We start from the raw sequence: 12,603 nt of genomic DNA, 5'->3' as shown, positions 1-12,603 counted from the left end.
AAAAGTTTGAGGAAAATTCTATGGAAAATATTATAGTAGTAAGAGGGGCAGGAGATTTATCTACAGCTATTATACATAGACTTAATAGATGTGGATTTAAAGTAGTTGCATTAGAAATAGATAACCCGTTAGCTATAAGAAGAAAAGTAGCCTTTAGCGAAGCAGTTTATAATGGTGAGATTACTGTAGAAGGCGTAGTTTGCAATCTTTGTAAGACTATTGATGAAATAGAAAACACAGTAAATAAAGGAAAAGTTGCTTTAGTAGTAGATACTAGAGGAGAGTATATAAAAAAATTAAAACCAAGTGTAGTAATAGATGCAATACTTGCTAAAAAAAATCTTGGAACAACTAAGGATATGGCAGATTTAACAATAGGTCTAGGCCCTGGATTTTGTGCAGGAGAAGATGTAGATATTGTTATTGAAACTATGAGAGGTCATAATTTAGGAAGAATAATTACAAAAGGGATTGCTATGAAGAATACAGGGATACCTGGAAGTATAAATGGGGTAAGTAAAGAAAGAGTAGTATATTCAAATAATAGTGGAAAAATTAAAACTTTAGCACATATAGGGGACATAGTAAAAAAGAATCAACTATTAGCTTATATAATTGATGAAAATAATAACAAACATGAAGTAAAAGCGACTATAGATGGATTATTAAGAGGTATCATAAGGGATGGAGCTATAGTAACTAGTAACTTGAAGATATTAGATATAGATCCGAGAATAGAAGATCTGAAAAATTCTTATACAATATCTGATAAAGGAAGATGTATATCTGGAAGTGTATTAGAAGCTATATTGTCAAATAGAGAGGTATTTACATGTACGAAAAAATGTTAGAAAGAATAAATAATGAGTTAAAACTAGGAAATGAGGTAGCGTTTGCGACTTTGATGGAGGTTAAAGGGTCAAGCCCTGGTAAACAAGGAGCAACATTATGTTATTTTAAGAACAAAAGTACAATGGGAACTGTTGGTGGTGGAATATTAGAACACGAAATTATAAATAAATGCAAGGAATGTCTAGAAACTAAAGAAGATAGTTTATTTGAACACATACTTAGTGGAAATTCACAAGATACGCCAATGCAGTGTGGTGGAAGTGTAAAAGGATATATAAAAATATTTAAACCAAGACCAAGGTTTTTGATAGTTGGAGGAGGACATGTTGGACATAGTTTATATAATGTATCACAGTCTTTAGATTTTTATACTATAATAGTTGATGATAGAGAAGAATTTGCTAATAAAGAAAGATTTAAAAATGCAGAAGAAGTTTATTCAGGGGAAATAGCTAATATATTAAGTGATATGAGAATAGATGATAATACTTATGTAGTAATAGCGACTCGTGGATATGAAAAAGACTTAGAAGCTTTAAGAGCTATAATAAATAAAAGTGCATCTTATATAGGAATGATTGGTAGCCGTAAAAAATGGATAACTTTAAAATCTGAGTTAATAGAAGAAGGGGTTAGTGAAGAACTATTAGAGAAAGTTTATGCACCAGTAGGGCTTAATATTTCATCAAATGAAGTTGATGAAATAGCTTTTGGAATAATAGCGGAATTGCTATTAGTAAAAAATAAGGGAGACTTATCTCATAGAAAAAATAAAAATCTTAGAATAGATAAATAAAATATGGAGGTAAAGTATGTTTAAGGTATCAATAATAACGCTTAGTGATAAGGGATATGAAGGATTAAGAGAAGATATAACAGGGAAAAAATTAACTGAATTTGTTGAAAAAAATGGGATGTATAAAGTTGTAAGTTATAAATTAATTAAAGATGATAAAGAAATGTTAAAAGAAGAGCTTATAAATATTTGTGATAATGGAGAATCAGATTTAATTTTAACTAATGGAGGAACAGGATTTTCTAAGCGTGATATAACTCCAGAAGCTACTAAAGAGGTATTAGAAAAGGAAATACCAGGAATTAGTGAATATATGAGAATGAAATCTAGTGAAATAACTAAAAAGGCTATTTTAAGTAGAGGATTAAGTGGAATAAGGAAAAATTCAATAATAATAAATTTACCAGGCAGTCCTAAAGGTGCAGTTGAAAATTTAAGCTTTGTAATAGATGTATTGGGCCATGGAATAGAAATTTTAAAGGGAGAGGCTACAGAATGTGCCACTAAAGTCGAAAAATAGTATATAATTAATATATAGATAATAGACGAAGAGGGTAGAACTAGCTATGAGAGATAAATTTGGAAGAAAAATAAATTATGTTAGGATTTCACTTACTGATAAATGTAACTTAAGGTGTGTTTATTGTATGCCATCTGATGTTAAATTTGAAAGGAATTATATAAATAATGATTTAAGTTTTAATGATTATAAGTTTATAGTGAAATCCATGTCGGACTTAGGAATAACTAAGGTTAGATTTACTGGAGGGGAACCACTTTTATACCCTAATTTAATTGAACTTATAAAGTTTACACATGAAGATTGTGAAATAGAAGATATTGCAATAACTACTAATGGAATCGGACTTGCTGATAGGGCATATGAATTAAAAGAAAGTGGACTAAAAAGTGTAAATATTAGTTTAGATTCTTTAAAAGAATATAAGTATAAAAGTATAACGAGAAATGGCCAATTAAAAGAAGTTTTAAAATCTATAAATACATGTTTAAAATTAGGAATTAAAGTAAAAGTAAACTGTGTAGCTATAAATGGTTTTAACGATGATGAAATATATGATTTTATAATGATGGCAAAGTATTATCCTATAGATGTTAGGTTTATAGAGCTAATGCCATTAGGAGAAGCTAAAAAAGTTTATAATAGTGGATACTTTAATATAGGGGCTGAAATCGATAGAATAAAGGAATTATATAAAATTACTGATAATGAAAATAGTACTGCACAGTATTATAAGTTTGATGGAGCAAAGGGGAGAATAGGAGTGATAACTCCTATGAGATGTTCATTCTGTAGTGATTGCAATCGTATAAGGATAACATCAAATGGAACTATAAAACCTTGTCTTCATTCTAAAGAAGAGATAGACATAAAATATTATCTTCACAAGCCTATGATTTTTAAAGAAATTATGAGGGAAATAATATTGGGTAAACCAGAAAAACATTATTTAATAGAAAATCAATGTAGTGATACAGATAGAAGCATGTATGAAATTGGAGGATAAAATGTTAACTCATATAAATGAAAAAGGTTATGCAAAAATGGTAGATATCAGTGAAAAAGATGATACTAAAAGGGTTGCAACAGCAGTGGCAACAATTACAATGAGTAAAGAAGCTTTATATAAAGTAAAGAATGGTCAAGTTAAAAAGGGAGAGGTACTTTCAGTAGCTCAAGTTGCAGGAATAATGGGTGCAAAAAATACTTCTAATAATATACCTATGTGCCATCAAATAAATTTAGTTGGATGCGACCTAGATTTTGAAATAAATGAGGAAACTTCAAGTATAAATATATATGCAACTTGTAAATCCCTTGGAAAAACAGGTGTTGAGATGGAGGCATTAAATTCAGCTACAATTGCAGCCCTTACAATATATGATATGTGTAAAGCTATAGATAAGAAAATGATTATAAGTAATATACATGTCCTTGAAAAAACAGGCGGAAAGTCAGGGGACTTTAAATTTTAAGGTAATATTAAATAAAAAAGTATGGATGATTCCATACTTTTTTTATTTAATAGATTTCATCTTTTTAATCATATTATTTTTAATATTCTCAGCTAGTATAGTGGATTTTATTTTAGGATTTTCAATATGATCATAAACAGGGTCTAAAAATTCAACTTCAACCTTTGCTGAGTGAATTTTTCCAATAGGATGATAGCCTTCATACGTGTTTTTTGAATTTTTTATAACCATAGGAACTATTGGACACTTTGATTTATATGCAATTTTTAGAGCACCACTTCTAAAATTTGATATTAAAGCATTTGGATCTTTAACCCAAGTTAAATCACCTTCAGGAAAAACTGCCATACTAAGTCCAGATAATATATTTTTTGAAGCTTGATTAATACTTTTTATACCTTCTCTATTATTTTCCCTATTAATATAAACACATCTAATAGCCTTTAAAATATCGTTAATAATAGGCATACTTTTCCATATTGGTTCATCAGCAATTACACATCCAATGGGTCTCCCCGCACTAGACATTAATATAAAGCTATCTAACATACTAGAATGATTTACAACGAATAATACCGGTATTTTAGGTATTTTTTCTTTACCAACTACACTTACATCAATATTTACTAAATCAAGAGATTTTCTAGTATGATTATGCAAAAATTAAAAATATTTTTATAATTATCATCTCTAGAAGGGTTTTTTTTCATTTTAATAAGTGTAGGAAGATAACAAGAAAGACCTATTATTTGATATAGAGCAAATTTTATATAATTAAACAATACATTCATCTCCTAATAATAATTTTATATAATAAGTATTTTATCATAAAATACTTATTATATAAAATTAACAGATAATTAAATAGTAATATAAGGAATAAAGCATATTATATAAAGAATATAAATTACAGTATGAGTATATTAAAACATTATATAATATTAAATTTTAGGAGGAACTATGCCAAAACAAATTACAAGAGCCTATGAAGAGAGACTCTTAAGAATAAGGGTTATGTCTCATACTGGAGATAAAATACATATAAAACTACCATTAGATTTTGTAAAAAGAATGGTAAAAAATAATGCACTAGATTTTTTTAGTGGCAAGGATGATATTATAGATAGCCAAAAACTATTAGATCTATTAATTAATGCATTTGATTATAATCTTACAGGAGAAATAGCATATTTAGAAAGAAACAATGGAGATATAATTAGATTAATAATAGATTAAAATAAGAAAAATATAAAAGCTAACTGTAAATAAAGTAAATATTTTACAGTTAGCTTTTATTAATATAATTATATATAAATTATAAAATAAATTTTACTGAAGTTTTAAAACCTGTTGTGCGATATTTACAGAATGATCAGATATTCTTTCTAAATTAGAAACTAAATCTAGATATAAAACACCAGCATCTATAGTACAGTTACCTTCATTTAATCTATTTATATGATATTTTCTAAAGGATTTTTCAAGATAATTTACTTCTTTTTCTACTTCTAACACTTTATTCGCTAAACTTGTATCTCCATCTTTTAGTGCAAGTAATGAATCTTTAAAATTAGATAAAGCTTTGCTATAGATATCTTTTATTTCACTTACAGCAGTATCTGAAAAATCAATATCTAATTCAATTACATCATTAGCAAGTTCTGCTATATTATCAGCATGATCAGAAACTCTTTCTATATCATTTATAGTATTAAAAAGCAAATCTGTCTTAAATCTCTCATCCTCATTTAAAGGAACCTTAGATAATTTTAATAAATAATTTAGTAAATCTTTTTGTAATCTATTGACAGTTTCTTCATACTCAAATGCTTTTTTTACTTCACTAGAATCCTTATCTAAAAAGCCTATAAAAGAAGATTCTAAAGTAATAGTAGCTTTTTTTCCCATTCTTAAAGTTTCAGATACTGTATTACCAAGTGCGATAGAAGGAGTTTCAAGGATTCTTTCATCTAAATACTTAGTAGTATGAGTAGATTCTTCATCGTCTCTTTGAGGAACTAACTTCATAGCTAATTTTACTATGTACTTAGAGAATGGCAATAATATTATAACGTTTATAATATTAAATAGAGTATGCGCATTTGCTATTTGTCTAGCAGAGTCAGTTGGATTTATTGAACTTACTATTGCGACAATTGGTTTATTCAAAATAAGAACAAATATTATAGTACCTATAACGTTAAAGCTTAAATGCATTATAGCTGCTCTTCTAGCATTAATACTTGCACCTATACTAGAAAGCAAAGAAGTAACACAAGTACCTATATTATCGCCATAAAGTATAGGTAAAGCAGATGATAGAGGCAATAACCCTTCAGAAGCTAATGCTATAAGCATACCCATAGAAGCACTAGAACTTTGGACTATACCAGTTATTAAGAAACCTGCTAATATACCTAATATAGGATGATGACCAAAGTATAGTAGTGCATCTCTAAATTGTGGAAGATCAGCTAAAGGCTTAACTGCATCTTTCATAAACTCCATACCAGTAAATAAAATACCAAAACCTATAAGTATTTCTCCAATATTTTTAAATCTTTTTTTACCAGGAAACATATATAAAACAATACCAATTCCAAGAGCAACTGGTGCAAGTCCTTCTAATTTAAAGGACACAATCTGAGCAGTTATGGTAGTACCTATATTTGCTCCCATTATAACACCGATTGCTTGAGAAAGACTCATGATCCCAGCATTTACAAAACCAACAACCATAACAGTTGTTGCACTAGAACTTTGTATTATACCTGTAACTACGGTACCGACTAAAACACCCATTAAAACATTGCTTGTTAAAAGTTCTATTATTCTTTTTAATTTGTTTCCAGCAGATTTTTGAAGACCTTCTCCCATTAAATTCATTCCAAATAGGAAAAGCCCGAGACCTCCAATAAGGCTTATTGCTATATCCAATTCTTTGCCTCCTTAATCCTTAATAAAGTTTACTATTATAATAGTGTGTCCAAAAAATGTAATATAAAACTTTTTATATTTAACTATTTATTACAACTTTTTAATAAGCAGAATTGACAAAATGAAAAAATATAATATAATTAAAATGTAAACCTAAATAAAAAAACAAGTTAACTAAAATATAAAGTTAAATAAAGGAGGAAGTTATGAAATTAAGCACTAGGGAAATTATAATGTGTGGATTATTTGCAGGTGTAACGTCTATATTATCTCAAATATCTATACCAATACCTTTTACAACCGTACCACTAACAATGCAAATATTTGCGGTAGCATTATCAGGTTTGATATTAGGTGCTAAAAATGGATTTATTTCGCAATTAATATATATACTTATAGGAATTATAGGAATGCCGGTATTTGCTCAAATGTCAGGAGGAATTAATATAGTAGTTGGTCCAACGGGAGGATTTATACTAGGGTTTCCTATAATGGCATTAGTAATAGGATACTTTTCATCAAAATTTAAAAATGCAATAGGTATAATAATAGGCATGGTTATAGGATTAAGTATAGATTATTTAATAGGAACAATGATGTTTACATTTATAACTAAAATGACATTTACTCAAGGCCTTATGGCTTGTGTAATACCATTTATACCTATAGATTTAATTAAAATAGGATTAGCAACTTTAGTTGGAAGTACTATTTCAAAGAGAGTTAGAATAGAGGCTAAATCATGTTAAAAATAAGACCACATCATGTTTTATGTATGAGAGCATATCAAGGAAAAGGGTATAGTGAAGAATTCAATGATAATATGAAACGTGTTATTAAAAGTATAAATGCTTATAATGATTTTTGTAAAACTACAGATATAAATGAAGATAATAAAGTAGAAATAACATTTAATATAGATAGTATATGTAATAAATGTCCAAATAATATAGATGATAATTCATGCTCTAGTCAGGATAAGATAAATGCTCTTGATTTAAAAGTAAGTGAGTATTTTAATATAAAAGAAGGTATATATAACTATAAAGATTTAGAGCAAATAGTATATAATAATATTACAGAAGAAATTTTTGATGATATATGCCAAAATTGTGAGTGGTATAGGATAACAAACTGTAAAGCTTTTATATTATAGTTAGGGGTAGAAAAATGGAGAGATTAAGGGAGATATTAGATAGGAAATTTCTAAAGGATGTAGAATTATTAGAACTAGAGGATAATGAGTATGTACTTAGTTGTAAATTTACTAAGCCGTATAATGCTCACTATAATGAGTATTTAATTATTTTAAAGTATGAAAATATATTAGAAGAACATTTTGTATATTTAAAGCATAGATAATAATAAAAAACTACCTACTTATATAAGCAGGTAGTTTTTTATTATTTAATTTTATTAACTATTTGAGACAAGGTAGAATCTAATTCATCACTTACTTCTTCAACACCATTATGAGTAATATCAACTATTTCTCTAGTCATAGGAAGCTCTCCAAGTAGGTCTAGTTCCATGCCTTTTAAGAATTTTTCAGTTTCTTCACCGTCGAATAACTTTATTTTCTTATCACAATCAGGACATTGTATGTAGCTCATATTCTCAACAACACCTAATATATTTATTTTCATCATAGCAGCCATATTAACAGCTTTAGATACTATCATAGATACTAGATCTTGTGGAACTGAAACCATAACTATACCACTAATTGGAATAGATTGCATTACAGTTAAAGCAACATCTCCTGTACCTGGAGGCATGTCTATTAATAAATAATCAACTTCTCCCCAAAGTACATCACTATAAAATTGTTTTACCATATTACCAACCATTGGACCTCTCCACACAACTGGTTGACTTTCATCATCTGTCATAAGATTTATAGACATTACTTTTATACCATTTGAATTTTCTACAGGTATTATACCATTTTGACCTTGATAGGCTTTACCGTTTCTAACGCCCATAAGTCTAGGAATACTTGGACCTGTTATATCAGCATCAAGGATACCAACTTTATATCCCATTTTATTTAATTTCTTAGCAATAAGTGCAGTTACAGTTGATTTACCAACTCCGCCCTTACCACTCATTACACCAATTATTTTACCTATTTTATTATTAGGATTATTTTCTATATTACAAGTTGCTTGACTACTACAGTTACTTTTTGATGGACAAGAATTACAGTTTCCCATCTCGCATCCCTCCGATTTACATATATTTATTACAATACTTTATTATTGTTAAAATTATTTAAGATAATACTACTATATATAATTTTAGCACTATAATTAATTAAATCAATTATAAAAAATTATATATTTATAATATACCCCTTACACTCTATTAAAAACAAATTATCTTAATTGTTCCATAGAGTACTTAATGTTATCAGTTTTAAAATAGGATTTAAAATATTCAAAAGGCACATCAATTCCATCAAAAGAGCCATAAGTTATAGTTTTGAAAAGTAAAAGAGGATGGCCATCTTCAACATTTAAGTTATCAGAAATTTTAGTAGTCGAAGCTGATGCCTCTAATACTTGACTAGCTCTTGTAATTTTTAAATTATAGAAATTTTCTAAAATATAGTAAAGTGAATTATTAACAAAGTCAAAGCATTCAATTTTAGGAAATAATTTATAAGGAAGTACAGTTTTAGTTAAGCAAATAGGATCATCATTTGCATAATATATACGCTCTAAAATAAATATTTCATCATTTTCATTTAAATTTAATCTCTTCATTTTTTTTACATCAACTTTTTTTATTTCCATATTTAGAATTTTTCTTGATGGTACCATTCCATGATTTATAATTTCTTCAGTATAACTATGTACATTAGTTAATTTTTGTTTAAGAGTATCGCCTTTTACAAAGCTACCTTTGCCTTGAATTTTGTATACATATCCTTCTTTAACAAGCTCATCAATAGCTCGTCTTACTGTAATTCTACTTACGTCATATTCTTCTATAAATTCCCTTTCAGAAGGTAGCAGTTGATTAGCAGTAAATTTTTCGTTATTGATTTTTTCTATTATATCATTTTTTATAACGTAATACTTTGGCAACACATTATTCATAATAAAAACCTCATTTAACAATATTTGTACTTAATATTATAACAATTTATAAAGTTAAAATACAACAATTAAGCTATAGTATGCAGATAAAAAGACATTTAAAATTAAATAGTATAGCGTAATTGTAAAAATGATTATAATAATAAGGCTTTTTTTAAGAAATAAAATACACTATTGACATTATTTATGATGGGAATTAAAATGAATCATATATATAACAACTTATTATACATCTATTAACAGATGTAATGAATATTAGGTAGGAGGACATATGAAAGATAAAATAGCAGGAACAATATACGGAATGGCATTAGGCGATGCAATGGGAATGCCGCCAGAACTTTGGAGTAGAAAGAAAGTTAAAAGTTATTTCGGTGAAATAAAAGATTTTTTAGATGGACCTAAAGAAAATGATGTAGCATGTAACTACACAAAGGGCCAATATACAGATGATACAGCTCAAGCTTTGATAATAATAAATTCATTAATAGATACAAACTTTATACCAAGCTCTAATGATATAGCAAGCAAATTATTAGATTGGGCAGATAAAGAAAATGCATTTGAAAATAATATACTAGGGCCTACTTCTAAGCTTGCATTATCAAGTTTTAGAGAAGGAAAGGATGCAAGTGAAGCTACAAATACAGCTCAAAGCAATGGAGCAGCTATGAGAATAGCTCCAATAGGATGCTTATTTAAGGCTAATGAGAAAAATAATATTGCAAACTATGTGTATGAAGTTTCTAAAATAACTCACAGCAGTGATATAGCAATAGCAGGAGCATCTATGATAGCTATGGCAGTAAGTTCAGCTATGGAAAATAATAACTTTGATAAAGTCATGGAAGATGTCTATGAAATAGAAAAGATAGCTTTAAAATTAGGGGCTGATACCATAAACCCATCTATTGCTGCAAGAGCAAAGATTGGAGTAGAATTAGCTAAAAGATTTGATGGAAATGATGATATGTTTTTAGAGAGTATTTATAACATAATAGGTGCTGGTGTTATAACTAGTGAATCAGTACCAGCAGCATTAAGTATAGCTTATTATGCAAAGGATGCAAATAAATGCAGTTTACTTTGTGCTAATTTAGGTGGAGATACTGACACAATAGGGGCAATGGCAACGGCAATATGTGGAGCTTTTACAGGCATAGAAAAAATAAATAAGAAATATTTAGAAGTTTTAGATAAAGAAAATGAAGTAGATTTAAATAAATATATTGAGATTTTAGATAAAAAAAGAGGTGAGAAAAATTAAAACATTAGTATTAGGTGCAGCTATAGTCGATAAAATTTTAGAAATAGATAAACTACCTAAATCAGGAGATGATATATGTGCAAGTTCAGAAGTATTAACTGTTGGAGGTTGTGCGTACAATGTAGCTAACATACTTAAAAACTTTGAAGTAGAACATGATTTAGTAGTTCCTGTAGGAAGTGGAATATATGGGAATTTAGTAGAGAAGGATTTATTAAATAATGGATATGAAGTGTTAATAAGGGATAATAGAAAAGATAATGGGTATTGCTTATGTCTAGTTGAAGGGTATGGAGAGAGGACATATATAACAATTCAAGGAACAGAATGTGAATTTAAAAAAGAATGGCTATGTTCTTTAAATTCTAAGGATTATAAAAATATTTACATATCAGGATATGAATTAGAAGGAAAAAGTGGGGAAGTAATATGTGATTTTTTAGAAAGTAATAATCATTTAAATATTTACTTTGCTCCAGGTCCTAGAATTTCTAATTTAGATAAAAATATATTAGAAAGAATATATGACTTATATCCTATAATTCATTTAAATGATAAAGAAGCATTAGAATATACAGGATTAAGTAGTGTAGAAGATGCGATATTTGATATACATAGTAAAAGTAATAACACAGTATTTATAACGCTAGGAGATAAAGGCGTGCTATATTTAAATCCAAGTATAGCAAAATATAAGAATAGATTAAAAGAATCAATTAAATTAATTGATGGCAATAAAGTTGAAGTAGTTGACACAATAGGTGCAGGAGATAGTCATTTAGCAAGTATTATAGCGGCTAAGTCAATAGGATATAGCTTTGAAGATTCTTGTAAAATAGCAAATGAGGTGGCATCTAAAGTTGTAAGTATTAAGGGGCCTAAAATAGAAAAACATTTATTTAATAAAGGGGAGTATTTAAAATGCAAAATGTAGCTAATAAGAAGTCATTATTAAATGATTGGACTTTATTTGAAAAAACTTGGTTAATAGTTTCGACTATAACTATGGTAGCATTAAGCGTAATATGGAAAGATTCAGTAGTAGCTTTAATAAGTGGTGTTACAGGAATTATAGGTGTTGTTTTATGTGCTAAAGGAAAGATATCAACATATTTCTTTGCAACAATAAACGTAGCTTTATACGCATGGCTATGTTTTGGAAATAAACTATATGGGGAAGTAATGCTAAATGCCCTTTACTTTATTCCAATGAATATAATAGGTTTTTTATTATGGAATAAGAAAAAAGATGAAGATGGAAATGTAGAGGCAAAGGCATTAACTAAAAAAGGTTTAATATTGTTATTTATAGGAGTAATGGTGTCTATATTTGCGTATTACCAATTACTTAAATCATTTGGTGGAAATCTTCAACTAATAGATTCTATAACTACGGTAACATCAGTAGTTGCACTTATCTTACAAGTTTTAAGATATAAAGAACAATGGTTAATATGGATAATCGTAAATATTGTATCTGTTGTAATGTGGGTAATATTATTACAAACACCAGAGGGAAGTGTTACTATGATTGTAATGTGGTCGGCATACCTATTCAATTCGATATATGGATACATAAATTGGAGTAAATTAAATAAAAAATTGTCTTAATCTAGAAATGACAGACTTTTAATATTAAAAGTCTGTCATTT

16 protein-coding genes are annotated in these 12,603 nt (G+C 28.0%); 12 read left to right on the top strand and 4 right to left on the bottom strand.

From position 1 onward, the window contains the following. The first annotated feature begins 20 nt into the window (after window positions 1–20). The 5 genes from yqeB to moaC are packed head-to-tail and all read left to right on the top strand — an operon-like array spanning window position 21 to window position 3,643. Window positions 21–851: a selenium-dependent molybdenum cofactor biosynthesis protein YqeB gene (gene yqeB / locus JWF52_RS16740; RefSeq protein ID WP_208334637.1), complete on the top strand. Its 831-nt coding sequence runs from the start codon at window positions 21–23 to the stop codon at window positions 849–851. After that, window positions 833–1,648: an XdhC family protein gene (locus tag JWF52_RS16735; RefSeq protein WP_208334636.1), complete on the top strand. Its 816-nt coding sequence runs from the start codon at window positions 833–835 to the stop codon at window positions 1,646–1,648. The genes yqeB and JWF52_RS16735 overlap by 19 nt, the downstream gene beginning before the upstream one ends. Before the next feature lie 16 nt (window positions 1,649–1,664). Further along, entirely contained in the window at window positions 1,665–2,168 is a 504-nt protein-coding gene (locus JWF52_RS16730; protein ID WP_208334635.1) for a MogA/MoaB family molybdenum cofactor biosynthesis protein, read from the top strand. 46 nt (window positions 2,169–2,214) lie between these two features. Next, window positions 2,215–3,174: a GTP 3',8-cyclase MoaA gene (gene moaA / locus JWF52_RS16725; protein WP_208334634.1), complete on the top strand. Its 960-nt coding sequence runs from the start codon at window positions 2,215–2,217 to the stop codon at window positions 3,172–3,174. Next, window positions 3,158–3,643 carry a cyclic pyranopterin monophosphate synthase MoaC gene (gene moaC / locus JWF52_RS16720; RefSeq protein WP_353654968.1) on the top strand — a complete coding sequence of 162 codons (486 nt, stop codon included), beginning with the start codon at window positions 3,158–3,160 and terminating at the stop codon, window positions 3,641–3,643. Before moaA ends, moaC begins: the two co-directional genes overlap by 17 nt. A gap of 42 nt (window positions 3,644–3,685) precedes the next feature. Here the strand turns inward: moaC and JWF52_RS16715 are convergent, their stop codons facing one another. Further along, complete coding sequence (locus JWF52_RS16715) at window positions 3,686–4,303, bottom strand: lysophospholipid acyltransferase family protein (RefSeq protein WP_286184238.1); 618 nt, start codon at window positions 4,301–4,303, stop codon at window positions 3,686–3,688. 300 nt (window positions 4,304–4,603) lie between these two features. Between JWF52_RS16715 and JWF52_RS16710 the strand changes: the two genes are divergently transcribed. Next, window positions 4,604–4,879: a hypothetical protein gene (locus JWF52_RS16710; protein WP_208334632.1), complete on the top strand. Its 276-nt coding sequence runs from the start codon at window positions 4,604–4,606 to the stop codon at window positions 4,877–4,879. A gap of 93 nt (window positions 4,880–4,972) precedes the next feature. Here the strand turns inward: JWF52_RS16710 and JWF52_RS16705 are convergent, their stop codons facing one another. Next, window positions 4,973–6,580, bottom strand: coding sequence for a Na/Pi cotransporter family protein (locus JWF52_RS16705; protein WP_208334631.1), 1,608 nt, complete (start codon window positions 6,578–6,580; stop codon window positions 4,973–4,975). 206 nt (window positions 6,581–6,786) lie between these two features. On the opposite strand from JWF52_RS16705, the gene JWF52_RS16700 reads away from it, so the two are divergent. From JWF52_RS16700 to JWF52_RS16690, 3 genes are read left to right on the top strand one after another with little or no spacing between them, the layout of a single operon-like run. After that, window positions 6,787–7,329 (top strand): biotin transporter BioY, encoded by a 543-nt coding sequence (locus JWF52_RS16700; protein ID WP_208334630.1) that lies wholly within the window; start codon window positions 6,787–6,789, stop codon window positions 7,327–7,329. Continuing rightward, window positions 7,323–7,736, top strand: a complete 414-nt coding sequence (locus tag JWF52_RS16695; protein WP_208334629.1) for a DUF1284 domain-containing protein — start codon at window positions 7,323–7,325, stop codon at window positions 7,734–7,736. The genes JWF52_RS16700 and JWF52_RS16695 overlap by 7 nt, the downstream gene beginning before the upstream one ends. 14 nt (window positions 7,737–7,750) lie before the next feature. Beyond that, a complete protein-coding gene (locus JWF52_RS16690; RefSeq protein ID WP_208334628.1) occupies window positions 7,751–7,942 on the top strand; it encodes a hypothetical protein in 192 nt (63 codons plus the stop codon). Between the two features lie 41 nt (window positions 7,943–7,983). Here JWF52_RS16690 and JWF52_RS16685 read toward each other — a convergent pair whose 3' ends face one another. Then, window positions 7,984–8,796 carry an Mrp/NBP35 family ATP-binding protein gene (locus JWF52_RS16685; RefSeq protein WP_208334627.1) on the bottom strand — a complete coding sequence of 271 codons (813 nt, stop codon included), beginning with the start codon at window positions 8,794–8,796 and terminating at the stop codon, window positions 7,984–7,986. A 162-nt stretch (window positions 8,797–8,958) separates the two neighbouring features. Next, window positions 8,959–9,684 (bottom strand): GntR family transcriptional regulator, encoded by a 726-nt coding sequence (locus tag JWF52_RS16680; protein ID WP_208334626.1) that lies wholly within the window; start codon window positions 9,682–9,684, stop codon window positions 8,959–8,961. Between the two features lie 271 nt (window positions 9,685–9,955). Between JWF52_RS16680 and JWF52_RS16675 the strand changes: the two genes are divergently transcribed. Genes JWF52_RS16675 through pnuC form a run of 3 tightly spaced genes read left to right on the top strand, consistent with a single transcriptional unit; the run spans window position 9,956 to window position 12,562 of the window. Then, complete coding sequence (locus JWF52_RS16675; RefSeq protein ID WP_208334625.1) at window positions 9,956–10,951, top strand: ADP-ribosylglycohydrolase family protein; 996 nt, start codon at window positions 9,956–9,958, stop codon at window positions 10,949–10,951. Beyond that, window positions 10,938–11,885 (top strand): PfkB family carbohydrate kinase, encoded by a 948-nt coding sequence (locus JWF52_RS16670; protein WP_208334624.1) that lies wholly within the window; start codon window positions 10,938–10,940, stop codon window positions 11,883–11,885. Before JWF52_RS16675 ends, JWF52_RS16670 begins: the two co-directional genes overlap by 14 nt. After that, window positions 11,873–12,562, top strand: coding sequence for a nicotinamide riboside transporter PnuC (gene pnuC, locus JWF52_RS16665; protein ID WP_208334623.1), 690 nt, complete (start codon window positions 11,873–11,875; stop codon window positions 12,560–12,562). The genes JWF52_RS16670 and pnuC overlap by 13 nt, the downstream gene beginning before the upstream one ends. Window positions 12,563–12,603 lie beyond the last annotated feature (41 nt).

The organism is Clostridium sp. CCUG 7971, assembly GCF_017590215.1.
Taxonomy (GTDB): Bacteria; Bacillota; Clostridia; order Peptostreptococcales; family Peptostreptococcaceae; genus Faecalimicrobium.
Note: the sequence above shows the minus strand (reverse complement) of the source record. Positions and strands in the feature narration are given on the sequence as shown.

Excerpts from the sequence above, each read along its gene's own strand:
- yqeB (WP_208334637.1), top strand. The coding sequence starts at position 21 with ATGGAAAATATTATAGTAGTAAGAGGGGCAGGAGATTTATCTACAGCT.
- JWF52_RS16735 (WP_208334636.1), top strand. The coding sequence starts at position 833 with ATGTACGAAAAAATGTTAGAAAGAATAAATAATGAGTTAAAACTAGGA.
- JWF52_RS16730 (WP_208334635.1), top strand. The coding sequence starts at position 1,665 with ATGTTTAAGGTATCAATAATAACGCTTAGTGATAAGGGATATGAAGGA.
- moaA (WP_208334634.1), top strand. The coding sequence starts at position 2,215 with ATGAGAGATAAATTTGGAAGAAAAATAAATTATGTTAGGATTTCACTT.
- moaC (WP_353654968.1), top strand. The coding sequence starts at position 3,158 with ATGAAATTGGAGGATAAAATGTTAACTCATATAAATGAAAAAGGTTAT.
- JWF52_RS16710 (WP_208334632.1), top strand. The coding sequence starts at position 4,604 with ATGCCAAAACAAATTACAAGAGCCTATGAAGAGAGACTCTTAAGAATA.
- JWF52_RS16700 (WP_208334630.1), top strand. The coding sequence starts at position 6,787 with ATGAAATTAAGCACTAGGGAAATTATAATGTGTGGATTATTTGCAGGT.
- JWF52_RS16695 (WP_208334629.1), top strand. The coding sequence starts at position 7,323 with ATGTTAAAAATAAGACCACATCATGTTTTATGTATGAGAGCATATCAA.
- JWF52_RS16690 (WP_208334628.1), top strand. The coding sequence starts at position 7,751 with ATGGAGAGATTAAGGGAGATATTAGATAGGAAATTTCTAAAGGATGTA.
- JWF52_RS16685 (WP_208334627.1), bottom strand. The coding sequence starts at position 8,796 with ATGGGAAACTGTAATTCTTGTCCATCAAAAAGTAACTGTAGTAGTCAA.
- JWF52_RS16680 (WP_208334626.1), bottom strand. The coding sequence starts at position 9,684 with ATGAATAATGTGTTGCCAAAGTATTACGTTATAAAAAATGATATAATA.
- JWF52_RS16675 (WP_208334625.1), top strand. The coding sequence starts at position 9,956 with ATGAAAGATAAAATAGCAGGAACAATATACGGAATGGCATTAGGCGAT.
- pnuC (WP_208334623.1), top strand. The coding sequence starts at position 11,873 with ATGCAAAATGTAGCTAATAAGAAGTCATTATTAAATGATTGGACTTTA.